Source organism: Thalassospira sp. MCCC 1A02898 (genome assembly GCF_001618185.1).
Classification (GTDB): domain Bacteria; phylum Pseudomonadota; class Alphaproteobacteria; order Rhodospirillales; family Thalassospiraceae; genus Thalassospira; species Thalassospira tepidiphila.
On the sequence record NZ_LPXK01000008.1, the window covers coordinates 221,904 to 246,585 of the forward strand.

Below are 24,682 nucleotides of genomic sequence, written 5' to 3' on the forward strand. Positions count from 1 at the left end.
TGCAATCGGGCGCAGGGGCGGTGCGGCAAGTGTTTGTGCGATCCTTTCAAACAGTTGAATAAAATCAAATTGCCATAACGGGAAAGGCCCGTAACAATGGGCTATTGGCAGCATGGCGAAAACCTGCTGCCTTGTTTTTGGGAATTTGATGCGGTGCAAACCGCGTAGGGGTTGGGTGAAATGACGTTGCGGGATCGGTTCGGGAGTGTTCATGGTGGCTGGATTGCCCTTTTGGGGGTTGTGATCCTGTCGCCCGATGCACTTTTGCTGCGTCTGATTGGGGCCGATGATTTTACAACCGCGTTCTGGCGGCTGGGCTTTTTGACTGTGGCGCTTTTGCTGGTGGCACTTTGGAACGGGGCCAAGCGGGGCGAGGGCATCGTGCAGTCGATCCGGCCCAACGGGTTTGAAATCCTGACCGGTCTGTTTTACGGCGGGACCTGTACGCTTTTCATGTTTTCGGTACGCAATACCGATGCCGCCAATACCCTGATCATTATTGCCGCGACACCGCTTCTGGCCGGGTTGATTGGCGTGTTTATCTTTAAACGTTCCCAGCCGATCCGGACATGGGTGGCCTCGGTCGTGGTGTTTGTGGCCTTGCTGGGCATGTTCAGTGCCGGGTTTGGCGGGAAAAACGCGCTGGGTGATATGCTGGCGCTTGGGGCTGCGATCTGTATGGCGGGTTATTTCAATGTGCTGGGGGCGAAGCCCGAAGTTGATGCGCTTAAGGGCATGTTGTTTGGCGCGTTTGTCGTCACCCTGATCCTTCTGCCCGGTGCCGAACCGTTATCGCCGGTTGGTCTGGACTGGGTGTGGCTTTTGATGCTGGGCTTTTGGGTGTTGCCGGTATCGTTCCTGTTGATCGCCTATGCATCGCGCAAAATTCCCGCCGCCGAGGTCAGCCTGATCATGCTTAATGAAGCGATCCTTGGATCGTTTCTGGTCTGGGTGTTTGTCAATGAAGTGCCCGACGAAATGACATTGATCAGCGGGACGGTGGTGATCACCACCCTTGTCATTCACAGCCTTTTGGGGCTGCGCGCCAGCAAGCGGGCCAACAAACAAGCAAGGGCGGCGGCCTGACCTGACGGATCCGCAAGCAATCCGGGTGACTTCAGCTTGTTGTCAGCTTTGCACGGTATGCGAGGGGCATGGTTCATTGCCCCAAGGATGCCCGGATGCGTCGAATTCGTTCCTTTTTTCACCTTTCACCGATTGATTATCGATTTGGCCTTTTAACACTCGCGGTCTATTTCACGCTGGTTCTGAACTGGAAGGTCCTTAGCCACTTTTACGATATTCTGGCGGGCCTGGGTGAATATGACGCGGGCTTTGCGATCAGCGCGCCGTTTGTTCTGATTTGTGCGTCACTCGTGGTTTTTACGCCGTTTTCCTGGCGCTATCTGTTCAAGCCGTTCTTTGTTTTCCTGATTATCACGGGTGCGCTGGCGCATTATGCGATGTTGAAATACGGCATCGTGTTTGACCGCGGCATGATCGAAAACGTGGTCGAGACCAATCAGGGCGAGGCGCTTTCATATTTCAATTTGCAGGCCGGTTTGTGGTTTGCCGTGACCGGACTTCTGCCGGCAGCGATGCTGATCCTTGTGCCGCTTAAATTCCCGAAAACCGTTTTGCGCGGGATCGGGCAGCGGCTGGTTTTGATGGTGGTGCCGCTTTTGGTGTTGGGCGGGATCGGGTCGCTTTATTTCAAGGATTACGCATCGGTCGGGCGCAATCACAAGGTTCTTGGCAAGGAGCTTGTGCCGTCGAACTACATCGCCGGCACGATCCAGTTGGTGAAGCGACGCTATCTTTATGCCGACATGCCGTTTCAAGCCATCGGGCAGGATGCCCGCAAGGTCGCGCCGGACGGTGACGATAAACCGACATTGATGTTTCTGGTGATCGGAGAAACCGCACGCGCGCAAAGCGTTGCGGCCAATGGGTACACGCGCCCGACATCGCCCTTTACCAGTCAGATTGACGGCATGCTGGCGTTTCAGGATGTGTCATCGTGCGGCACGGCAACCGCAGTTTCGGTGCCCTGCATGTTTTCACCGATGGATCATGCCGGGTATGACGGCGACGTCGCACGCCATAGTGAAAGCCTGATGGATGTGCTGGCACATGCCGGTATCGACGTTCTGTGGAAGGAAAATGACGAGGGCTGCAAAGGGGTGTGTGACCGGGTGCGCCATATCGACATATCGCCCGATGATTTCCCCGAAGATTGCGCACTTGGCACCTGCTTTGATGCGGTGATGTTGCGCGGTCTTGACGACGAAGTTGCAGTCGGTAAAGCGCACGATCAACTGATTGCCTTTCACCTCATGGGCAGTCACGGGCCGACCTATTACAAGCGTTATCCTGACGAGCATCGGGCCTTTGTCCCCGATTGCCCGCGCAGTGATATCGAAAATTGCAGCGCCGAAGAGCTGATCAATACCTATGACAATACGATCCGTTATACCGACTATGTTGTCGCCCAGCTGACCGAACGCCTGAAAGCCTATCAGGACGATTACAACGTGGTGCTGTTGTATGTGTCGGACCACGGAGAGTCCCTGGGCGAGGGCGGGTTGTATCTGCATGGTGCGCCCTACATGCTCGCCCCCTCGGAACAAACCAAGGTGCCGATGATGATCTGGATGTCGGATGGATATGCCGATGCCAACCGGATCGAGACCGATTGCCTGAGAGCGCAGGCAAAAACGGGTCGCTTTTCGCATGACAATCTGTTTTCGACCGTGCTGGGCGCGATGCATGTGTCGACCAAGCTTTACCGTCCGGAAACAGACATCTTTGCCACCTGTCGGGCGCCGGTAATACACGCTGCGCGCCAGTGAGGGCTTGGGCAGGAATTGACATGCGTGATCCAGTAATTTAAATGAGTGTACTCAGTGAGTATGCTCATTTAAATCGGAGGCGTTGATGAACATTCGAGCTGCGCGACGTGAAGAAACGCGCCAGAAGATCCTTGATGCCGCGCGTGACTGTTTCTGTGCCGGGGAATTTGACGCTGTCAGCACGCGAGAGATTGCAAAACATGCCGGCGTTGCCGAAGGGACGATCTTCAATCACTTCCCGACCAAGGAAGATCTTCTGATCTGCTGCGTTGGGCAGCAGATGGCGGAAGCGATTGAAAAGGGTCTTTATACCATGGACCCGGAATGGTGCTTTGTGGACAAGATGATGCATGTTGCGTCCTATCGCTTCACGCAGGTGGGGCTTAATCCCGGCTTGTGGCAGGTGATCATGCAGCAGATTGTCTTTTCACCAAGAAAGGGGGCGGTGCATGCCGTTATGGAAAGCAGCGGATTGATTGCTGCCATTCAGGCCCTGATCGAGGAAGCGCAGCTTTCAGGCGAGCTCAACCGTGACTTGCCGCCTGTTTTGATCCAGAAAACCCTGATGTCGCTGTTTTTATTCACCATCCACGAGCATTTCAGCACGCAGAATTTTGACTGCGAGGATATGTGCGGGACTTTGCGTGAATTGCTTGAAGTGCAGGTCAAAGGACTTTGGGCGTCCGAGCCGCACTTGGCAGCATAACGATATAATCGCCTAAGCCTATTCGCCGATCAGATGCAGGGTGACCTTGCGGTGATGGGGCGCACGGCGATGTTCGAACAAATAGATCCCCTGCCACGTACCAAGCACGGCACGGCCATTCGATACCGGGATGGTCAGCGACACATCGGTCAGGGCCGACTTGATGTGGGCGGGCATGTCATCGGGACCCTCGCAGGTATGGCGATAGAGGCTGGGATTTTCCTGCACCAATTGGCCAAAGAAGGTTTCAAGATCAAACCGCACATCCGGATCGGCATTTTCCTGAATGGTCAGGCTGGCCGAGGTGTGACGCACAAAGATGGTCAGCTGCCCGCGTGCTAGACCGGTCCCGGCCACCCATGACTGGATCGGTTCGGTGACTTCGTACAATCCCTGACCGCTGGTGGTGATTTCAAGAGTGATCTGATCTTGCGAAAGCATGACATCCGTCCGGCTTGGCAGCCGGACGGGATCAATATCGAATTCCGTCAGGCCGCAGTTTTGAGCTCACCCTGATCGTAGAAGCGAAGGGCGGTCATGGCAAGGTTGCCAAATTCGTAGCTGTCATGAAGAAGATCGGGTTCGAAATCATCTGATGCAGCACCCAGCGCAACATAGAACGGCATCAGGTGATCGTCGTCTGGATGGGCCATGGCGGCATGGGGGGCGAGGCTTCTGTAATCAAGCAGGGCGTTGATATCGCGTGCAGTGATCTTGTCCACCATCCAGTTGGTGAATTCCTTTGCCCACGGGTCAATCGCGCCTTCGTTGCGATCAAGCGCACGCAGATTATGTGTCATCGCACCGCTTGCCACGACCAGAACACCCAGATCGCGCAAACCGCGCAGCTTTTTGCCAAGCTCGAAATGTTCGCGCGGGCCACCGTGACCGAGCATGGAAAGCTGAAAGACCGGAATATCGGCATTCGGGCGGGCAAGGATCATCGGCATCCAGGCCCCGTGATCAAGCCCGCGTTTTGCATCGGTCTCACTGCCGATTTGCGCAGCGATTTGTTCTGCCAATTCCGGGTCACCCGCCACGTCATAGTGCAACTGATAAAGCGGCTGAGGGAAACCATAGAAGTCATGAATGGTTTCCTGGCGTTGCGCTGTGGAGATGGTCGGGTGTTCGGTCTGCCAGTGGGCCGAGATCACGACGATGGCACGCACGCCATCGGTCAGTTTCGACAGCTCATCGACAAAGAAATGGAAAGCCGGGGTGCTTTGACGCGCCACCAGCATTGGCGAGCCATGGGAAATAAACATTGGCGCCAGGCTTTGTGCAGTGCTGTCGGTGTTTGCTGATGGATCAGTCATTGGAATACCTCATCGGGCTATTCAACCATTTGAATTGAATATGCGTGTCGCATCTGGCCTTGACCAGTCACCGTTCGTCAACAGTCTGTTGCCATTTTCCGGTTTTATTTGTTTCAGGGAAACACTGATAGGGGCCTTAAAGCCAGATTTTCTGCGGGTTCGCGTCGCAAAAATGGGAAGTTCTGGGTGGTGTACAAAGTAGGGTGACCCTATGCGTTGGCATAAGAAGCCCATTGAAAAGCGGGAGAAATAGGCGCAGGGTGAAAACAGGAAGAGTTTTCCACATATGGCTGTCAAGGTATGACGCATCAAACAAACCCCAAGTCTGCGCTGCTTGAAAGGTCGCGTTTTTCGCTTGGCGAGCTGCCAAGAGCAAAACAGTTCGAGATCTGGAAAGAAAGCATCAACTGTATTTACAGTGTCGAAATGGATCGCAAAACCCGCGAAGCAGGTTTTGTGGCCAACCTTAATTCATGGCGGCATCGCGACCTTTTGATGATCGAGGCGCAAAGCTGTTCACAAAGCTTTTCGCGCACATCGCAAATGATCGCCGCCGACGGCATGGATCATTACAACATCCAGCTTTATACCGATGGCGGGGTAAAATCCGAGATCGGCATTGGCGGGGATGTTCTTCAACCCGGTGGGTTGCTGCTGCTTGATCTTTCGCAGCGAACCGAGGCACAGACCAGCGATGGCTTCAAGTCGATGCATCTGTTTTTGCCACGGCATCTGGTCGAGGATCACCTGACTCATCCTGATGATCACAATCTGCGTTTTTTGTCCGAGCGTGACCCGCTGGTCAGCATCCTGTTTCAGCAAATTCTGGCGCTTAATCGCTATATCAACGAGCTTGCCGATCATGAAATATCGGTGTTGCAGAAAACGATCGTCATGATGCTGTCGGCCTGCCTGAATGCCGCAGACGGAGGGACCCGTTCCACCGACGCAATGCGCCGTGATATCGAAAAAGGTGTGATGATCCGGCGATATTTTCGGCAAAATCTGTTTGCGGCCGAATTGACCGCGGACAAGGCCGCCAATGATCTTGGCCTGTCACGATCAAGCCTTTATCAGCTGTTTGAAAAACATGGCGGGGTTAAAAACTATCTGCGTGAGGCGCGGCTGCGCCATGCCCTGAAACTGCTGGGCGATCCCAAAGAACGGCGGCGGTCACTGTATGACATTGCGCTGGAATGTGGTTATGAAACCGATGCCGGTTTTATCCGGGCGTTCCGCGCGAAATACGGTGTTACGCCAGGTGATATAAGGGCCGGACATCGACCGCATGCGCACCATAACGGTGATGGTGTTGATAAGCGCTATGAGAACTGGCTGCATACGCTGGCGTAATGCGGCGGTCTGATAAGGATAGAGAAGATAGTTGGGGGAATTGTTGCCACTGCCCACGGGACTTTGCCGGTGGACAGTGGCAGGAAGTCTTATCGTTTGCCACCCATGATCAGCAACAGCAAGCCACCGATCGCGCTGGCAATACCGCCAATCAGATACCAGACCGTTTCGTCGGTATAGCGGCCAAGGAAGGTTTCCGAAAGCTGATCAACAGCACTTTCGGATGCGTTATAGCCCGTCACCAAAAGGGCAACACCGACTACAAGGGCGACAACGCCCAGAATACGGCCAAGGGACATGATGTTTGCTCCTGTCTTTATCTGTTTTGGTTAGCACCGCCCTGTGCAAGGGGGCATGGCAGGCGCCAACATATTGAACAGAAAAGATAACGCACGATCCCGATGCTTGTTCCCGACGGAGCACGTTCAATCAGGACAATGCGGAAATCACGTCAGAACTCTGGGTCAGCGAACAATATTCCGAGGCCAGCACAGCGGCATAAAGATCAAACACATCCTGTGCCGGAAAGGTTTTGCCGTTGGCATCGGTCACATCAATCGCGGTGGTGGCATCAAGCACCAGCCAGTTTTCAAAGCCAAGGCAGTGGGCCATGCGGATGGTGACATCCATGGAATTATGTATAACCACACCGGTAAAGATCAGGCGTTTGATGCCACGGTCATGCAGATGTTTTTCAAGTGACGTTCCGACAAAGGCACAGTTTTGCTGTTTGGCAATCACGGTTTCGCCGTCGATGGGCAATGCTTCGTCCTTGAACGGCTGGCCGGGCCCATCGACATAGAAGCTTGATGCCGGGTTGGCTTCTTCGTGGCGCACGTGAATGACCTGCAGGTTTCTTGCGCGAAATTCCGACAACAGCTTTGCAATCGCATCTGCATAGCCGGGATTGTTTTTGGAATTCCAGCGCGGATCATCAATGGCCTTTTGCACATCAAGGACGATGAGGGCGGTGTCGTTGTCGAGGACGGGCAGGGACATGGGAATACTCCGTCAATAAATGGGCCAAAAACAAAACCGGCCGGGAAATCCCCGGCCGGTTTGCTGATCACATCAGATGTTCGGAAGGGACAGACCCCTTAGGAGCAACCGGTGGTCGCGCCACAAGAGTCACATTTCAGGCAGGTGCCGTTGCGCACCAGGGTGAAGTTACCGCAATCCGGGCAACCATCACCTTCGTAGCCTTTCATGCGGGCTTCGCGGATCTGTTCCATTTTGGCATCGGTTTTGGCGATGACTTCTTCGCTGGTGGTCAGGATCGCATTGTTCTGCGGTGCTGACGGTGCAGCGGTGGTCGCACTTGCGGTGGTTTCATGGCTGTGACCGTGACCATCGGTGCCGGTGGATTTTACTTCCACGACGCGTTCTTCGGTCTGAACACCGCCATCAACCACATAGAGGTTGCGACGCACGAAGCCGCTTGATGCCACCTTGCGGATGGTTTCAATCGCCTGATCGCCGGTTTTCTTGGCTTCTTCACCAAGGTCACCTTCGCTCACACCTTCGCCAACGGCATCCGGAAGGATGTCGGACGGCTGAACGTGGGCGAGGTCGTTACGACCAAGATAGGAGATCGCAAGTTCGCGGAACATGTAATCAAGGATGGAAGTTGCCATCTTGATCGCATCGTTACCGGAAACCATGCCCGACGGCTCGAAGCGGGTGAAGGTGAAGGCTTCGACATATTCTTCGAGCGGCACGCCATACTGCAGGCCGATGGACACCGCGATTGCGAAGTTGTTCATCAGCGAGCGGAATGCAGCGCCTTCCTTGTGCATGTCGATGAAGATTTCACCAAGCTTGCCGTCTTCGTATTCACCAGTGCGCAGGTAAACCTTGTGTCCACCAACGGTCGCCTTCTGGGTGTAGCCTTTGCGGCGGCCCGGAAGGGAACGACGGTCACCACGAATGACGCGTTCGATGATTTTTTCAACGATCTGCTCGGACGCCTGGGCTGCCTTGGCAGCGGTCGGCTGATCGGCGTAATCGTCTTCTTCGACCAGGGCAGAGTTCAGCGGCTGGCTGAGTTTCGAACCATCACGGTACAGCGCGTTGGCTTTGAGGCCGAGACGCCAGGACAGCATGTAAGCGTCTTTGCAATCCTGGATGTTTGCGCTGCTTGGCATGTTGATGGTTTTGGAAATCGCACCCGAGATGAACGGCTGAGCCGCGGCCATCATGCGGATGTGGCTTTCAGCCGACAGGTAACGCTTGCCGATACGGCCGCACGGGTTTGCACAATCAAAGACAGCAAGGTCTTCGTCACGCAGATGCGGGGCACCTTCAAGGGTCATCGCACCGCAGACATAGGTGTTTGCCTGTTCGATCTGTTTTTTATCGAAACCGAGGGCGGCCAGCATGTCGAAGTCCATGCTGTTGATTGCCTTGGCATCCAGACCAAGCTGGTTGACGCAGAAATCATCGCCGAAGGTGTATTTGTTGAAGACGAATTTGACATCAAATGCGTTCTTCAGCGCACCTTCAACCTTGGCAATGGCGTCGTCGTCAAAGCCCTTGGCTTTCAGGTCATCATGGGTGATGGACGGCGAGCCAACCAGGGTGCCATGACCAACCGCGTATTTTTCAATGTCGCGGATCTGGTTTTCGGTATAGCCGAGCGTTGCAAGCGCAACCGGAACGGTGCGGTTGATGATTTTGAAGTAACCGCCGCCAGCAAGCTTTTTGAACTTCACGAGTGCGAAGTCAGGCTCGATACCGGTGGTGTCGCAATCCATGACCAGACCGATCGTGCCGGTCGGCGCGATAACGGTGGTCTGGGCGTTACGATAGCCATGCTTTTCGCCAAGCTCGACCGCCTTGTCCCAAGCTGCACGGGCGGCAACCGGAAGATCGGCATAGGGGCTGTCAGCCGCAACCAGCGGAACCGGATTGATCGACAGGCCTTCGTAGCCTTCCTGTTCGCCGTAAGCGGCACGGCGATGGTTGCGCATGACACGCAGCATTTCAGCAGCGTTGTCGGCATAACCCGGGAACGCACCCTGTTCGCTGGCCATTTCAGCCGAGGTTGCATAGGAAACACCACACATGATCGCGGTGAGGGACGCGCCAATCGCACGGCCTTCGTCGCTGTCATACGGGATGCCCATGCTCATCAAAAGGCCGCCAATGTTGGCATAGCCAAGACCAAGGGTACGGTAACGATAGGAGAGTTCCGCGATACGGTCAGACGGGAACTGTGCCATCAGAACCGAGATTTCAAGAACAACCGTCCACAAACGGACAGCATGTTCATAGGCCTCGATATCCACGCCACCGTCATCAGAACGGAAGTTCATCAGGTTCAGCGATGCGAGGTTACATGCGGTATCGTCAAGGAACATGTATTCCGAGCACGGGTTGGACGCATTGATGCGACCCGAGTTCGGGCAGGTGTGCCATTCGTTGATCGTGGTGTCGTACTGGATGCCCGGATCTGCGCACGCCCAGGCAGCTTCACCGACCTTGTCCCACAGATCGCGGGCAGAGATGGTTTTGGCAACTTTGCCATCGGTACGGCGGATCAGTTCCCAGTCACCGTTATCAAGAACAGCCTGAAGGAAGTCGTTGGACACACGAACAGAGTTGTTCGAGTTCTGACCCGAAACGGTCAGGTATGCCTCGGAGTCCCAATCGGTGTCATAGGTCTTGAAGCTGATTTCGGTGAAGCCCTGACGGGCGAATTCGATGATCTTGTTGATATAGGAATCCGGGATCATCACAGCGCGGGCAGCCAAGACAGCTTCTTTGAGCTGCGGGTTGGCGCGCGGTACAAAGCGATCTTCGGAGTCAGCGGCACCGTCCCAGTTGGTGCAAGCAGCAAGAACAGCGGTCAGGTGCTTTTCAGCCAGTTTGGAACCGGCGACGAGGGCAGCAACTTTCTGCTCTTCGACGACTTTCCAATCAATATATTCTTCGATGTCCGGGTGGTCGATATCAACGACAACCATTTTGGCAGCACGACGGGTGGTGCCACCCGATTTGATGGCGCCAGCAGCACGGTCACCGATTTTCAGGAAGCTCATCAGGCCGGAAGAACGACCGCCGCCAGACAAGCTTTCACCGCCACCACGTACGTTGGAGAAGTTAGAACCGGTACCGGAGCCGAATTTGAACAGACGGGCTTCACGTGACCACAGGTCCATGATGCCGCCTTCGTTGACGAGATCATCGGCAACAGACTGGATGAAGCAGGCATGCGGCTGCGGATGCTCATACGAGCTGGCCGATTTGGTCAGTTCGCCGGTTTTGAAGTCAACATAGGAGTGACCCTGTGCCGGGCCATCAATGCCGTACGCCCAGTGCAGACCAGTGTTGAACCACTGCGGCGAGTTCGGCGCACCCATCTGGTGGGAGAGCTGATAGCGCATTTCATCAAAGAAAGCCTGCGCATCGGATTCGGCGTCAAAATAGCCGCCTTTCCAGCCCCAATAGGTCCAGGTGCCTGCCAGACGGTCAAAGACCTGGGTCGAGCTGGTTTCGCTGATGTAGCGTTTTTCAGCCGGCATTTTGTCAAGCTTGGCGGTGTCAGCGGTCTGACGCCACAGCCAGGACGGGACGTCCTTTTCCTTGACCGGTTTAAGGGCAACCGGAACACCGGCCTTGCGGAAATATTTCTGTGCCAGAACGTCACTCGCGACCTGTGACCAGGAGGCGGGCATGTCGATGTCATTCATCTCAAAAACAACGGAACCATCCGGGTTTTTGATGACAGATGATAACTTACGAAATTCGATGTCGGCGTAAGGGCTGACACCTTCCTGAGTGAATTTTCTGGTAATCCGCATGGTCTGCTCCGGTTCTGATCAGACGTAACAGGGCGCTATCTGGTGATGCGCCAACATCGCCTGACTTTATATAGTTTGCTCAATGCTCTTGCGCTGCCCCTGATGCCGATATTTTCCAGCATTTCCAGAGCCCGCAGGTATGGGTATTCGGTGGTTTGGTCCCCCCTTGGAACCATCCGGTCCGTGGGAAAGACTATAATGGCAAAATTTCGCCACAGTCCACTAATCTTTGTGGTTGACAGTAATTTTTACCACAACATGTAGTGGGTCAATTGCTGTCTTGTTGATTCGATGCTGGTGGGATTCTCGTTAACAATCTCTGAATCGGTCCGGGAGGCCCGGAAAACTGCGATTTGTCTCGCAGCGCGATTGTGTGTCGGTCCTAAGACTCGGACTACATATTGTGTGGGAACGCGTTAAACCCACCCAACGTTTGATCAAGCTAACGCTGTTTTCATTCCATTTCCAGTGCCAAGCTGAAAATTAGGCGCCGCGTGGTTTTTCGTAGCATGGAAACCAATGATAACAGTTTGATATTTATATGAAAGTCTTGTTTCGGATCCGTGTGAAAAGGCAGGGGGAGCAAGCCTTCCGGCCTACTACATATATGGGGGGCATTGTGGATAAGGAGGTGGACAAAGCCCCCAGATGTAGATGGATCAAAGAGTCGTCGCCCTACAAGCAGTTGTGGGTTGTTTTCAGACGGAAATTTCCATCAAAGGCCGGCGCTGATTTATGCGTGCGCGGCGCAGGGCGAGGAGCCGGTTTGCGAACAGATCTAAATTGTCTTGGGATTGTTGAGGCCGGCGGCCCTGAAACATTGACTTTCCACGAACATCACGACATATAAGTCACTTGATTGACAGGGTGTATCACCAAACACGCTGTACTGCCTTTTGCCGCCATCGCGTAAAGCAGGCGGACAAACCAGATCTGGAGAGAGACCCAACATGGCCACCGTCGGCACCCGTATTTATACTGCGCTGTTTGGCAAGCGCGTTGGCGAAGACCGTTTCGGCAATACCTATTACACCGAAAAGACTCCGGCAAAGGGTCGTCGCACCAAGCGTTGGGTTGTTTACAAAGGTGTCGTCGAAGGATCCAAGGTCCCGGCTGAATGGCATGCCTGGCTGCATTACACCCTTGATGCGCCGCTGTCTGAAAAGGCCGAAGACCGTTATGACTGGCAGAAAGAACACCAGCCGAACCTGACGGGCACCAAGCATGCCTATCGTCCGAAGGGCCATGAATATAGTGGTGGCAAGCGTGCACCGGCGACCGGTGATTATCAGGCTTGGTCGCCGGAAGGCTGATTGATCCAAAAGAATACCGATTAACAGGCGGGCGCGGGGCAACTCGCGCCCGTTTGTGTTTTCGATATGTTTTGCCTGAATTCTGTTTCCCGATGGCCCGTTTGCGGCGGTTGTCTTTTGGGTGGTTGTTTTTCGGGGCGGGGCAATACAGTATAGGGTCCTGACCCTAAGTCTCAAAGAGATACAGAACGGATAAGGTCGATGAGCAACAGACTGATTGAAACCATTGCCGGTGCTGCCGTGATCGCTGTTGCGGTCGGATTTGCGGCCTATTCCTATTCACGCGCCGGAATCAGTACGGTGGAAGGCTATGAAATCATGGCCAGCTTCAATCGTATTGATGGTCTTGTTGTTGGCAATGACGTTCGTGTTTCAGGTGTGACCGTTGGAACGGTGACCGCCCAGGAACTTGATCCCGATACATATATGGCGGTCGTCAAAATGTCGGTGCGGTCCGATCTGGCATTGCCGATGGACAGTTCCGCCAAGATTGCGTCGGACGGGTTGCTGGGGGGCAAATTTGTTTCGCTTGAGCCGGGCGGGGATATCGACATGATCGAGGCCGGTGGCGAAATTGAATTCACCCAAGGGTCGGTGAACCTTGAAGATCTTATTGGTCAGGTTATCTATTCTTCGACCAACAGCGATAATTGATTGATCCGAGGGCCCGCGACAAGCGGCCATGATTTTGCCGGGATTGCACAGCAAGGTGCGACGCAGAGAACGCAGCAAGGCGTTGGTCAAATTCGTATAGAGACCTGTCTTGCCCTAGATGTCGGAGCGGTTGATGAAAAAGACCGGAAATGTTGATCACTTTCCCACCTGGCAGGCCAGCGATGGCTCGCCGCTTTCATGCGTGGAAAAGATCAAGGTTCTCAATGATAATTTCGGTGAACTGCGCGAGATCATGCAGGACGCGCTTGAAGATGCGCTTCTGATGGGCTGTGACGAAGAACAGTTCCGTAATGTGATGCGCGATCTGGTTGCCGAACTGCATAATCCCTATAACAAAAGCGACGAACAGGACTGAAGACCACAATGAAACGATCCTTTGCGATTGCTGCGATTTGTTCGACATGTGCAATGATCGGAACGGCGTCTTCGGCGCTTGATTATCGCCCGGCCCCGGTTGCCCAGCTGCAGGGGCTTGATAAAATTACTGCCCGCATTTCGACCTTTGAGGTGCCAGTAGGGCAGGTTGCGCGTTTCGGGACACTCGAAATCCGGGTGGATGCATGTTATCGAACACCCCCGGAAGAACTGCCGGAAAGTGCGACTTTCCTTGATATTGCCGACATTCGCGAAGATGGCAATACACCCCGCAAAGACCTGTTTTCCGGTTGGATGTTCGCATCAAGTCCCGGTTTGTCGGCCCTTGAACATCCGGTCTATGATGTGTGGCTGAAAGAATGTCTTGATCCGGCCGAGGGCGATGCCAGCGGCGGCGAATCCGCCCCGCAAGGCCAGGCCGCCCCGGAGCAGCCATAAATCCGATCATATCCAGATTGGCAACAAGCTGACCGCAAATGTGGTCAGCTTTTTTTCGTGGTGCGGCTGCATGATTTTGCAGGATTGGCGAAAAACCAACGGTATCGCGGCCAGCCGTTTCGACGGGATTGGGGCTATATTGTCAAGAATATGGCGAATGTTTTTGTCATTGTTTCCAAAACCGAAAATATGTGTTGCGGTTTCGTTGGCTTGAGAGGGTCGGGTAGGCCTGTCATCCTCACTTCACGATTTATTGCGGTGCAATGAGCCTTTGCACCTTGTGAAAATGAGGGAATTCAAAATGTTTAACTCGATTAAAAAAGCTGGCGCAACGCTGGCAGTCGTTGCCGGTCTTTCCGGTACAGCTTTCTCGGCCCAGGCGGCCGACACCTATAAACTGGATCCGACCCACACCAGTGTTCTGTTCATCGTGAACCACCTTGGTTTCTCCGATTATCAGGGCCGTTTTAACGGTGTTAGCGGCGAGCTGACCCTTGACCGCGAAGATCCGTCGGCATCATCTGCCACCATCACGATTGATCTCAACCAGATCGACAGTGGTGTCGAGGCGCTTGATAACCATATGAAAACCGCTGATTTCTTCAATGTTGAAGAATTCCCGACCGCGACCTTTACCAGCACCTCGGTTGAGCTGGTTGGTGACAATGCGGCAACCGTCACGGGCGACCTGACCCTTCTTGGCGAAACCAAGCCGCTGGTTCTTGACGTTACCCTTAGCGGTGAAGGCACCCATCCGATGACCGGTGATGAAGTTGTCGGTTTCTCGGCAGACGGTGTTGTGACCCGTACGGATTACGGCATGGACTTCCTCGTCCCGGGCGTTGGTGACGAAGTAACGCTTCAGATTTCTTCGGAATTCCTGAAGCAGAAGTAATCCGGCTTTATTGGATTTCGGGTGTGCGCTGTGGCAAATTTGCTGCGGCGCACATCACATTTCAGACCCGGGCAAGACATGGGCAGGCAGCAAGGAAAGCCGGTTATGACAATTCGCAGTACGAAGCACGCCTTTGGCGCGGTGACCAAGACCTTTCACTGGGTGATGGCGCTTCTTGTCATCAGCGTTTTTTCGATTGGCTGGTACATGGATTTCCTGCCGCTGGGGATGGAAAAGCTGGAATGGATATCGCGCCACAAGTCACTTGGCATAACGGTACTGGCGTTGGTGGTTCTGCGCGTTATCTGGCGCGTAAGTGAGCCGAGCCCGCATGAGCTTGGCAAACTTCAGATCGAACGTCTGGCGGCAAAGGCCGGGCATCTGGGATTGTATTTGTTGATGTTTGCCATGCCGTTGACCGGCTGGACCATGTCGTCGGCCGCGAACTTCCCTGTTAGCGTCTTTGGCCTGTTTACCTTGCCCAATCTTGTGTCGCCCGATCAGGAACTGTTTGAAACATTGCGCACGGTGCACTGGTTGTTGTCATGGGCGGTTGCCGGACTGGTCGGTGTTCATTTTCTGGCGGCACTCAAACATCATTTTTGGGATCGCGACGCGACATTGCGACGTATGTTGCCCGGCAAACTCGAGGAAAACTGACATGTTTCAGATGAAACGCAAAATGCTGCCTGCATTGGCAATTGCCACGACCATCGCCGGTTTTTCCGGGGCAGCACTGGCCGCCGACCAATGGGTGGTGGACGCCAATGAAAGCGAAATTGAATTTACCGGCACCCAGCTTGGTGCGGCGTTTGAAGGCAAGTTCGAATCCTTTGAAGCCGATATCGTCTTTTCGCCTGATGACCTTGCTGGATCCTCGGTCGAGGTTCTGATTGATATTGCATCGGTCAATACCAGCAATGGCGACCGTGACAGTCAGATCGTCTCGCCAGACTGGTTTGATGCGGCACAATGGCCGACCGCGAAGTTTGCCACCAAGTCCTTTAGCGAAATTGCGCCGGGCAAGTACGAAGCGGTTGCTGATTTGACGATCCGTGATGTCACCCGCGAAGTGACCTTGCCGTTTGATCTTGAGATCGAAGGCAACAAAGCCGAAGCCGAAGGGACGGTGACGATTAACCGCACCGACTTTGGTGTCGGGCAGGGCCAATGGCAGGACACGTCACAGGTTGGTGACGCTGTGACCATCAAAATCGAGATCGAGGCCATGCGTCCGTAACTCGGCACACGCTTGACCATCCCAAAAGAAAACCGCCCCGGAGACGATCCGGGGCGGCTTTTTGCACGTGTCCTGAATTACTTGGTGCGTGCGTTTATTTGGTTGCGCGTTTGCGCAGATCGGCAAGGAAGTGTTCAACCGCCTCATCAAGCGACTTTGCTTCGTCGACCAGTTTTTCGGCCGACTGGGCCAACTGGCTGGTGCCAGACGATACGCGACCGGCATTTTGGTTGACGGTCTCGATCCGCTGGGAGACTTCGCTGGTGCCGTCAGCGGCCTGCTGGACGTTGCGCGAAATCTCGCCAATAGCGGCATGCTGTTCTTCGACAGCAGCCGCAATCGCGGTCGAGCTATCGGCGACCTGTGCGATGGTTTCGGAAATCAGACGGATCGCCTCAACCGCTTCGCCGGTTTCATTCTGAACCGAGAGGATCTGCTGGTTGATTTCCTCGGTCGCCTTGGCGGTCTGGTTGGCAAGGTTCTTGACCTCGCTTGCGACCACGGCAAAGCCTTTGCCGGCATCGCCGGCACGTGCCGCCTCGATGGTGGCGTTAAGGGCCAGCAGGTTGGTCTGTTCGGCGATGTCCCCGATCAGCTTGGCAACATCGCCAATCTTCTGGGCCGCATCGGCCAAACCAGTAACGGTCTGGTTGGTGCGGGTTGCCTGTTCGTTGGCCTGATTGGCGATTTCGGCCGATTGGGAAATCTGGTGAGCGATTTCATCGCTTGAGGCTGTGAGTTCCTCGGTCGCGGCAGAGACAGTCTGAACGTTGGTCGAGGTCTGGGTGGTTGCAGATGCCACAGCCGCAGAAAGAGAACTGTTGGTGTTGCTGGCCTCTTCCATCGAGGATGTGGCTTTTTTCATCTCGGTGATCGAGCCCGAGATCGAACGGATCAAGCCTTTGACACGCGATTCAAGGCTGTCGGCCATATCGGTGATGTCCTGACGGCGTTGCTTGTCGGCCTGGGCCTCAAGCTCTTGCTGGCGGGTTTGCAGCTTCTGGTTTTCAAGCGCCTGCTGGCGGAAGGCGACCACTGTGCGGGCCATGTCACCCACTTCGTCACCTCGGTCCTGACCTTCGATCTCGCCTTCAAGTTTGCCACTGGCGATTTCGGTCATGCGGCTTGAAAGCTTGCTTAGTCCGACCGTGATGTTGCGGCCAATTGCAAAGGAAACGGCCAGCATGATTGCAATGACAATCGCGATGACGACCAGAACGAAAATCGCCTGTTCCCAGAAAGCCGCATCGACATCATCAATATAAATGCCGGTACCGATGACATCGCCCCAGGGCAGGGTTGCAGCAAAGGACTGTTTTTCAAAAAGGTCTTCTTCGGGATGGCCGGGCTTTGGCCAGAGATAGGTGAAGTACCCACCCGCCGGTGCCTTGGCGACGTCCAGCATGTTCTGAATGATGAAGGAACCGCTCGGGTCCTGAAGTTTGCTAAGATCCTTGCCAACAAGGGCGGGGTTGGCCGCATGCATCATGTTGACGCCCTTGCTGTCATAAGCAAAGAAGTAACCCGTGCCATCGTCGAACTTGGATGCCGCAGCAACCCGGTAAAATTCGGTTACGGCTTCTTCCTGACTGAGCTCGCCGCTATCGACCAGGTCCTGATAGGACTGTGCAGCCGTCACAAGCATTGTGGTTGTGGCTTTAACCTTGTCCTTGCGGTCCTCAAGCAAGGCTTCCCGCAATGCAAAAAGTTCCAGCGCCGAGATTACAAGCAGTGCAACCAGTGACAGCAAGGTCAGGCTCGCGACCTTCTTGCTGATCTTGATGTTTTGTAACATGTGATCTGTACCCGTGTATGTTGCCATTTCAGCAGCGATGTCAGGGGGATGGCACCCTTTCCTTACCCCTTGATGCGCGTATATTTTAAAACAGTTACCTGTCAAAAAGTATAGTAATATTTAGCCCTGTTGAGGAAATTCACTAATCAAAAGTTGTGCCTGTTGCGGTGCGACAACATTGGCCCATGCAGGCGCAGACAAGTGGCGTTGCACAGGGTTCGGTCAGGAATCAAAAAAGGACATCTGCGATCATTGCAGATGTCCTTTTTAAATGTCTTGCGACGGATCAAACCCGTGGGCTCAGGCAAGCACCTTTGTCAAAAATCCTGCGGCAATGCGAAGGCCTTCTTCGTCAATGCCATGTTGCAGGCCGGGCCTTTCATGAAGGCTGACTTCAATGCCATTGGCAGCAAGCGTTTCCTTGGCAAGACGCGATGCCTCAATCGGTACGACCGGATCGGCGGTACCATGGACCAGCACCATGGGCGGACGGGATTTGATTGCAGCACCAAACGTCTGTTCGCCGAGCAATGCACCGGAAAAGCCGACAACGCCGGCAATTTCATTATCACGTCGGGGGGCAGTTTGCAGGGACATCATGGTTCCTTGCGAAAAGCCGACCAGTGCGACCTTGTCCGCAGACACACCATGGGTTTCCATGACGTGATCGATGAAGTCATCGACATAAGCAGCACTTTTGCGTGCGCCTTCGGCCATGGCAGCAAGGGCGCCAGACATGGTTTCCGGCGCACGACGCAGGAATTCGGGATCATATTCGGCCAGACTGAACCACTGGCGTCCGAACGGCGACATTTCGCACGGGAAGGGCGCGTTTGGTGAATAAAAGGTGGTGTCGGGCAGGGCGCGTGCCAGATGCGGCGCCAAACCGATCAGGTCATTTCCATCCGCACCATAGCCATGCAGAAAGATGACAACGCTTTTGGTGGTGCCCGAGGCAGCCGGTTTGGCCGGACCAGATAACAATGTGTCGGTGCTCATGCGTGCTTTCCTGAATTTCCCTTTGCACCTGCTTAGCAATGCAGTCGACTGACCACCAGCATTTTTTGTCACAAAACCAAAGGTTCCCGGACAGCCGTGATTGCAGGAAACCCATAAACCGTCATGGCCTGTGGATAACTTTGTGGATGGAAAAGCAGGTTTGGGGAAAATTATCCTGTAAAATGTCAAAAACATCAGTTTTGGTCTTGAGTGCTTATTCCTCAGTATAGATTTCTTGAGTTTTCTAATTTAAAAGATGCAGATATTCTGTGGTTAATTTTAGTAAATAAAAACAAATAGTTATTTGATTTTCCTGTTTTTGATGTTTGGACGTCCTGTGGCATGCACCCGATTACGGGGTCAGATTTTCGAGGACAATTCGCGCACAAGCTGCATGAGGCGGGACAAAAAGTTAACGATGTGGATTTTTTGGACAGCCGGTCATTAAAAGGTGCCTTTTGCCGCCTGATAATCTGTGCCACAAGAATTCTTCCGGTTCGCCCGGATGCCCCACAGCATGATCCATAGACCGAGGTCCAAATGAACCGCACGCGCCGCTGGTTCGGCAAGGGTGATCGACGCGTTCTGGCGTTGACCCTGCCGATTATTCTTTCCAATGCGACTGTTCCGTTGCTTGGCGCGGTCGATACGGCCGTGGTCGGGCATCTCGATAGTCCGCATTATATCGGGGCGGTTGCGGTTGGCGCGCTTATCTTTTCCTATGTGTTCTGGAGCTTTGGCTTCTTGCGCATGGCCACTACGGGCCTTGCGGCACAAGCCTATGGGCGGCGTGACCCGAATGGTGTGCGTGCAGTATTTGCCCGCGCGGCCCTGATTGCTGTGGTTGCCGGTTTGGCGGTGATGGTGTTGCAATGGCCGATCATTGAACTGGCGATGAGCCTGATTGCGCCGACACCGGCGGTCGAGGCCGCCGCACGCGATTATTTCCATGTCCGGATCTGGGCGTCGCCTGCGACGCTGATGCAATATTGCATGCTGGGCTGGTTGTTGGCGATGCGTGACAGCCGGGCAGTGTTTATTTTTCAGGTGGTCCTAAATTCGCTGAACATCATCCTTGATATCCTGTTTGTGCAAGGGTTCGGCTGGGACGTGCGCGGGGTGGCGGGTGCCACGGTGATTGCGGACTATTCCGGTGTGGTGTTAGGCTGGTTCCTGATGCAGCCGCATCTTAAAAGATTGGGTGGGACGTGGCGCGGCATTGGTCTTTTTGATCGCGCGCAACTGGCCCGGCTGATGAAGATTAATGGCGATATCTTTATCCGCACCATGGCGCTGACATCTGCCTTTGCACTGTTTACCAGCTTCTCCGCCCGGTTTGGTGAGGTGACGCTTGCCGCCAATGCGGTTTTGCAAAACTTCCTGATGTTCGGGTCATTTGCCCTTGATGGTTTTGCCCATGCGGCAGAAACCCTTGTCGGGCAGGCCTATGGCGCGGAAAAGCGCAAGCAGTTCCTGTGGGCGGTGCACAAGACAACTGTTTGGGGGATTGTTTCAGCCGTGGTAATGGCTGCCCTGTTTGCCGCATCAGGGCCTTGGATCATTGATGCCCTTACAAGCATTCCGGAAGTCCGCGCAGCATCCTATGAATATCTGATGTGGGCGGTGGTATTGCCGATTACCGGGGTCTTGGGCTTTCAGTTTGACGGGGTGTTTCTGGGCGCGATGCAGACCAAGCATTGGCGCAACATGATGTTGCTGTCAGTCGCGATCTATGCCGGGTTTGCCTGGTGGGCCGTGGTGATGGGCAGCAACCATTTTCTGTGGGCCGCGTTTAACGGCTTCTTCCTGCTACGCGGGCTGACACTGGCGGTGCTGTTCCCGACGATCATTCCCAAGCAGCGTCAGGCTTTGGCGTAGAGCGCTTTTTCGGTTCGGCACTTGCTGATCGAGGTCCCCGCCTTCGCGGGGATGACGGTGGCAGATTGGCTTGTTTCGCTGTCACATCGTGATGGGTGGCATCGATCTGATGTTAGTCGGCGTCAGCAACCGGCAGGGTGGTGCTGTTTTTGACTTCATGCAGGGTGAAGCTTGATTTCATGTTGGCGACGCCGGGCAGCTTCATCATGACTTCGGACAGGAAGCGCTGATAGGCGGCGGGGTCCGGCACCACGATGCGCATCATGTAGTCCTGATTGCCGACCATGGCATAGCAATCAACGATTTCCGGGTGTTCCTGCACGGCCGTTTCAAAGCGGCGGAGCGACGGTTCGTCATGCTGGGTCAGCGATACGGTGACGAAGACATTCACACCAAGGCGAAGATGGGCCGGGTCCAGCAGGGCGACATATTTGCGGATGACGCCACTTTCCTCGAGCTTGCGCAGACGCCGCAGGCACGGCGAAACGGACAGGCCGACCTTGTCAGCCAGTTCGACCATGGAGATTCGACCGTCTTCCTGAATTTCACGAAGAATTTTGCGATCAATTGCGTCGAAACCGTTGCGCGCCATAGCGTGCCACACTCCTTTGGACGATAAGATAACGGGCCGAAACTCGCCCGGAGAACCGTATTTTCGGAAGGGTGGATTTTGCCAAATTCCCGACCGGGCGTACATAATTTCTGCTGCGCGATAAGCCATGACTTCGCGTTTCTGTCAATCTTTGCGTCGCCAAACGGTGCAATTTTTACGTCGAAATCCTGTATATGATCGCAATGCGGTGCAACAGATCTTAACCGCATCGTGCATGCCAAAGACTTGCAACAGGCAAGCAATGCAAGTATGACCTTCAATTCCTTGGAATGCCTGCAGTTGTGAGCATCTGCAGCGGAAGTTATCGTTGCCGTGTGCCATCCGGGCAGTGTAGTATAATCGTACCAATTTACTTATTTCGATTGTGATTATTCTCCTGCCGGGAGCCCGGGGGAGGTTGGCACTGTCTGACACTCGTCTGACATTGGCAGCCGATATACTGAAAGGCACGTATGGTGGACGCTGCGCAAAACACGCCGGGATATAACCTGGTTACAATTGGCGAGCATAAAATCAATATTCGTCCGGCGGTTCAGGCAGATCTCGCCAATGTTGTAGATCTTGATGACCGGACCACGGGACTGCGCAAGCCGGATTACTGGGACGACCTGTTTACCCGCTATGGCAACCGCAAGGATTCCCGTTTTTTCCTGATTGCCGAAGAAAACGGCACGCTTCTGGGTTGCATTTTTGGTGAAGTCCGGTCGTGGGAATTCAATTCCGTGCCGTGCGGCTGGGTTGGGACCGTTAGTGTCGAACCGGATCTGCGCATGGGCGGGATCGGTACCATCCTTTATAACGAAATCTGCCGCTGTTTCCGTAAGGCCGGGGTGACCAAAATCCGCACCATGATCCCACGCGATGCAACCGATCTGATGTCGTTCTTCCGGGCACAGGGTATGATGGCGGGGCCGTTCATCCAGCTGGAAACAGATATGGAAGAGGGGGAATAAGCCGATGATGTCCTTGCAAAAGGCGACGCTGTTTGCCCTCTATGCCGTGCTGGAACTGGCCGAAGATACCGACCGCCAGCTTTCGGCATCGGAAATTGCCGAACGTTACAATATTTCGACCAACCATCTGGCAAAGGTCCTGCGTGATCTTGGCCGGGCGGGGCTGGTTGAATCGGTCCGTGGTGCTGGTGGCGGCTACCGGTTCTGTGGCAACGCCAAGCGCACGACACTTTTGGATGTTGTGCAGTTGTTTGAAGAGGTCGGCACAAGTCCGTCCAACAGCATCGTGCAGAATACCAATGCCGGTGCGGCGCTTTCGATGGTGATGGATGAGATCGAGGAGATCACCCATGCCACATTGCTGTCGATCACGATCGAGACGATGCTGAAACTGATGCGCAAGCGTCGCCCGGAAAAACCGACATCCACCGGATTGTTCCGCGCGGTTTAACGCATAAACCAAGCACAGACACATACACCAGATAGACAAAAGGCCGTCAGATTACTCTGACGGCCTTTTTGATTTGCGAACGCGCGGCGGGCTTAGCTCTCGCTCTCTGCCGGGGCCGGTTCTGCTGATGCCTGGGCGGTATCCGAAGCCTTGTCAGCCGTTTCTGCCTTCGGGGCAGCTTTCTTGCGCGGACGGCGCGGTGCGCGCTTTTTGACTTCCTTGGCCGGTGCAGCGTCAGACTTTGCTTCGCTTGCGGTTTCAGCTGGTGCCTCGGTTGCTGCTGGTGCATCATCCTCTGCCGGTGCTTCGTCGCTGGCCTTTTTGGTCGAACGGCGCGGCTTTCTGGCCGTCGTTGATTTCGACTTTTCAGCAGCAGGCTTGCGCTTGGCCGTGGTGGTCTTTTTCGGTGCTTCTTCTTCGTCGTCAGAAGGCTTTTTGCCAAGGCTTGAGGCCGGCACTTCGGTCAGAAGGAAGCTTGGGACGTGATCGCCAAAGCCGATGACTGTTTTGTCATCGCGGTCGTCACGATCACGGCGATTGTTGCGGTTGTTACGGTCATTGCGATCGTTGCGGTCGTTGCGATCATTACGCTCGGTCCGATCCGGACGCTCGGTGCGGTTGCGATCAGTGTTGCCCGCGTTATTACGTGCGTCGCGCGCCGGTGCCTTGGGGGCATCGGCGTCTTTTTGCGGTTGCGCGTCGGATTTGGCCGGTGACGGGGCGTCAGTTGCCGCTTCCTTTTTATCCGATCTTGCCGGACGGGCGGGTTTGTCGTCACGCGTATTGGGCTTGCGGCTTTTCTTGTTGCGACGCTTCTTGCCGGTAAAGTCCAGCTCCAGCGTCTCAATGCCTTCAAGTTCGGTCAGCGGGATGTCCATATTGATGGACTTGTTGATCGCAGCAACAAGTTTGCCATCCTCTGGCACGGCCAGGGTAAAGGCCTTGCCATCACGGCCAGCGCGACCGGTACGACCGGTACGGTGGACGTAATCCTCGGCATTGAACGGCACATCAAAGTTAAAGACGTGCGAAACATCGGCAACGTCAATGCCGCGTGCGGCAACGTCCGAGCAGACGAGCAAGGTGATCTCGCCGGTTTTGAATTTTGCCAGCGTTTCGGTGCGTTCGCTTTGCGCCAGATCGCCATGCATGCGACCGGCATTAAAGCCGTGCTTGGTCAGCGATTTATAGAGGATGTCGACGTCTTTTTTGCGGTTACAGAACACAAAGGCGTTGCGGACATCTTCGGCGCGGATCAGGCGGCGCAGGGCTTCGCGCTTGTCAAAATCGTCAAGGACAAGGAGCTTGTGTTCGACCGTGGTTGCCATCGTCGAAGGCGGCGATACGGTGATTTCCTTGGGATTGGACAGGAACTTGTCGGCAAGGCGTTTGATTTCCTTGGGCATGGTCGCCGAGAAGAAAAGCGTCTGGCGCTGCTTGGGCAGCATGTTGACGATCTTTTCGATGTCGGGAATGAAGCCCATGTCGAGCATGCGGTCGGCTTCGTCGATCACAAGCAGTTTGCAATCAGACAGCAGCAGCTTGCCGCGCTCAAACGTATCAATCAGGCGGCCCGGGGTCGCGATGATGACATCCGCACCTTTTTCAAGGACCTTGCTTTGCTCGGCAGCAGATTCGCCACCAATAATCAACGCCTTGGACAGCGAGATATATTTGCCATAGGTGTCAAAGTTTGCAGCAACCTGGGTGGCCAGTTCGCGGGTCGGCTCCAGAATGATGGAACGCGGCATCCGCATGCGGGCCCGACCATGATGGAGAATATCAAGCATCGGCAGGGTGAAGCTGGCCGTTTTGCCCGTGCCCGTTTGCGCACAGCCCAGAATGTCGCGTGCCATCAGCACCGACGGAATAGCTTGGGCCTGGATCGGGGTTGGGGTGTCGTAGCCGGCGTCTGCGACGGCTTTGAGGATATCTTCGCTCAGACCGAGATCGGCGAAATTCATATGGTTCGTTTTCCCGCAAAGAAATGCGTTAAGGTTAAGCGGATCGCTAGAAATCTGATTGCGT

The 24,682-nt window shown here is 54.6% G+C and carries 23 protein-coding genes; 14 read left to right on the plus strand and 9 right to left on the minus strand.

What is annotated here, in order from left to right; genetic code table 11:
* Nucleotides 1-180: 180 nt before the first annotated feature.
* The 3 genes from AUQ41_RS06530 to AUQ41_RS06540 all read left to right on the plus strand — a co-directional run bounded on the left by AUQ41_RS06530 (nt 181) and on the right by AUQ41_RS06540 (nt 3,558).
* Nucleotides 181-1,086, plus strand: coding sequence for a DMT family transporter (locus tag AUQ41_RS06530; protein ID WP_063087243.1), 906 nt, complete (start codon nt 181-183; stop codon nt 1,084-1,086).
* A gap of 95 nt (nt 1,087-1,181) precedes the next feature.
* Nucleotides 1,182-2,852 (plus strand): phosphoethanolamine transferase, encoded by a 1,671-nt coding sequence (locus AUQ41_RS06535; RefSeq protein WP_063087244.1) that lies wholly within the window; start codon nt 1,182-1,184, stop codon nt 2,850-2,852.
* Nucleotides 2,853-2,937: 85 nt separating this feature from the next.
* Nucleotides 2,938-3,558 (plus strand): TetR/AcrR family transcriptional regulator, encoded by a 621-nt coding sequence (locus AUQ41_RS06540; protein WP_063087245.1) that lies wholly within the window; start codon nt 2,938-2,940, stop codon nt 3,556-3,558.
* A gap of 18 nt (nt 3,559-3,576) precedes the next feature.
* Here the strand turns inward: AUQ41_RS06540 and AUQ41_RS06545 are convergent, their stop codons facing one another.
* Entirely contained in the window at nt 3,577-3,999 is a 423-nt protein-coding gene (locus AUQ41_RS06545) for a secondary thiamine-phosphate synthase enzyme YjbQ (RefSeq protein ID WP_063087246.1), read from the minus strand.
* A gap of 47 nt (nt 4,000-4,046) precedes the next feature.
* Nucleotides 4,047-4,874, minus strand: coding sequence for a class III extradiol ring-cleavage dioxygenase (locus AUQ41_RS06550; protein WP_063087247.1), 828 nt, complete (start codon nt 4,872-4,874; stop codon nt 4,047-4,049).
* Between the two features lie 300 nt (nt 4,875-5,174).
* Between AUQ41_RS06550 and AUQ41_RS06555 the strand changes: the two genes are divergently transcribed.
* Complete coding sequence (locus AUQ41_RS06555) at nt 5,175-6,227, plus strand: helix-turn-helix domain-containing protein (RefSeq protein ID WP_063087248.1); 1,053 nt, start codon at nt 5,175-5,177, stop codon at nt 6,225-6,227.
* An 89-nt stretch (nt 6,228-6,316) separates the two neighbouring features.
* Here the strand turns inward: AUQ41_RS06555 and AUQ41_RS06560 are convergent, their stop codons facing one another.
* The 3 genes from AUQ41_RS06560 to AUQ41_RS06570 form a co-directional block, all read right to left on the minus strand.
* On the minus strand, nt 6,317-6,526 hold the full coding sequence (locus AUQ41_RS06560) for a DUF3185 family protein (RefSeq protein ID WP_008891455.1): 210 nt from the start codon (nt 6,524-6,526) through the stop codon (nt 6,317-6,319).
* A gap of 130 nt (nt 6,527-6,656) precedes the next feature.
* A complete protein-coding gene (locus AUQ41_RS06565; RefSeq protein WP_063087249.1) occupies nt 6,657-7,226 on the minus strand; it encodes an isochorismatase family protein in 570 nt (189 codons plus the stop codon).
* A 98-nt stretch (nt 7,227-7,324) separates the two neighbouring features.
* Nucleotides 7,325-11,029: a vitamin B12-dependent ribonucleotide reductase gene (locus AUQ41_RS06570; protein ID WP_063087250.1), complete on the minus strand. Its 3,705-nt coding sequence runs from the start codon at nt 11,027-11,029 to the stop codon at nt 7,325-7,327.
* A gap of 950 nt (nt 11,030-11,979) precedes the next feature.
* Here AUQ41_RS06570 and AUQ41_RS06580 point away from each other — a divergent pair.
* The 7 genes from AUQ41_RS06580 to AUQ41_RS06610 all read left to right on the plus strand — a co-directional run bounded on the left by AUQ41_RS06580 (nt 11,980) and on the right by AUQ41_RS06610 (nt 15,965).
* Nucleotides 11,980-12,342 (plus strand): NADH:ubiquinone oxidoreductase subunit NDUFA12, encoded by a 363-nt coding sequence (locus tag AUQ41_RS06580; protein WP_008891459.1) that lies wholly within the window; start codon nt 11,980-11,982, stop codon nt 12,340-12,342.
* 201 nt (nt 12,343-12,543) lie between these two features.
* On the plus strand, nt 12,544-12,996 hold the full coding sequence (gene mlaD / locus AUQ41_RS06585) for an outer membrane lipid asymmetry maintenance protein MlaD (protein ID WP_008891460.1): 453 nt from the start codon (nt 12,544-12,546) through the stop codon (nt 12,994-12,996).
* A 133-nt stretch (nt 12,997-13,129) separates the two neighbouring features.
* Nucleotides 13,130-13,372, plus strand: coding sequence for a hypothetical protein (locus tag AUQ41_RS06590; RefSeq protein ID WP_008891461.1), 243 nt, complete (start codon nt 13,130-13,132; stop codon nt 13,370-13,372).
* 8 nt (nt 13,373-13,380) lie between these two features.
* Complete coding sequence (locus tag AUQ41_RS06595; protein ID WP_008891462.1) at nt 13,381-13,830, plus strand: DUF2155 domain-containing protein; 450 nt, start codon at nt 13,381-13,383, stop codon at nt 13,828-13,830.
* A 301-nt stretch (nt 13,831-14,131) separates the two neighbouring features.
* The gene (locus AUQ41_RS06600) at nt 14,132-14,725 is read left to right on the plus strand and encodes a YceI family protein (RefSeq protein ID WP_063087252.1); all 594 of its coding nucleotides are present in this window, start codon (nt 14,132-14,134) and stop codon (nt 14,723-14,725) included.
* A 105-nt stretch (nt 14,726-14,830) separates the two neighbouring features.
* On the plus strand, nt 14,831-15,385 hold the full coding sequence (locus tag AUQ41_RS06605) for a cytochrome b (RefSeq protein ID WP_063087253.1): 555 nt from the start codon (nt 14,831-14,833) through the stop codon (nt 15,383-15,385).
* A gap of 1 nt (nt 15,386) precedes the next feature.
* Nucleotides 15,387-15,965, plus strand: a complete 579-nt coding sequence (locus AUQ41_RS06610) for a YceI family protein (protein WP_063087254.1) — start codon at nt 15,387-15,389, stop codon at nt 15,963-15,965.
* 94 nt (nt 15,966-16,059) lie between these two features.
* Here the strand turns inward: AUQ41_RS06610 and AUQ41_RS06615 are convergent, their stop codons facing one another.
* On the minus strand, nt 16,060-17,760 hold the full coding sequence (locus tag AUQ41_RS06615) for a methyl-accepting chemotaxis protein (protein ID WP_063087286.1): 1,701 nt from the start codon (nt 17,758-17,760) through the stop codon (nt 16,060-16,062).
* Nucleotides 17,761-18,060: 300 nt separating this feature from the next.
* Entirely contained in the window at nt 18,061-18,759 is a 699-nt protein-coding gene (locus tag AUQ41_RS06620) for an alpha/beta hydrolase (RefSeq protein ID WP_063087255.1), read from the minus strand.
* A 540-nt stretch (nt 18,760-19,299) separates the two neighbouring features.
* On the opposite strand from AUQ41_RS06620, the gene AUQ41_RS06625 reads away from it, so the two are divergent.
* On the plus strand, nt 19,300-20,637 hold the full coding sequence (locus AUQ41_RS06625) for an MATE family efflux transporter (protein ID WP_063087256.1): 1,338 nt from the start codon (nt 19,300-19,302) through the stop codon (nt 20,635-20,637).
* Nucleotides 20,638-20,749: 112 nt separating this feature from the next.
* Here AUQ41_RS06625 and AUQ41_RS06630 read toward each other — a convergent pair whose 3' ends face one another.
* Nucleotides 20,750-21,229, minus strand: a complete 480-nt coding sequence (locus tag AUQ41_RS06630; RefSeq protein WP_008891470.1) for an Lrp/AsnC family transcriptional regulator — start codon at nt 21,227-21,229, stop codon at nt 20,750-20,752.
* Nucleotides 21,230-21,702: 473 nt separating this feature from the next.
* On the opposite strand from AUQ41_RS06630, the gene AUQ41_RS06635 reads away from it, so the two are divergent.
* Nucleotides 21,703-22,203 (plus strand): GNAT family N-acetyltransferase, encoded by a 501-nt coding sequence (locus tag AUQ41_RS06635; RefSeq protein WP_063087257.1) that lies wholly within the window; start codon nt 21,703-21,705, stop codon nt 22,201-22,203.
* Nucleotides 22,204-22,207: 4 nt separating this feature from the next.
* Complete coding sequence (locus AUQ41_RS06640) at nt 22,208-22,654, plus strand: Rrf2 family transcriptional regulator (protein WP_008891472.1); 447 nt, start codon at nt 22,208-22,210, stop codon at nt 22,652-22,654.
* 92 nt (nt 22,655-22,746) lie between these two features.
* On the opposite strand, the gene AUQ41_RS06645 is transcribed toward AUQ41_RS06640, so the two are convergent.
* Nucleotides 22,747-24,618 (minus strand): DEAD/DEAH box helicase, encoded by a 1,872-nt coding sequence (locus AUQ41_RS06645; RefSeq protein WP_063087258.1) that lies wholly within the window; start codon nt 24,616-24,618, stop codon nt 22,747-22,749.
* Nucleotides 24,619-24,682: the final 64 nt, after the last annotated feature.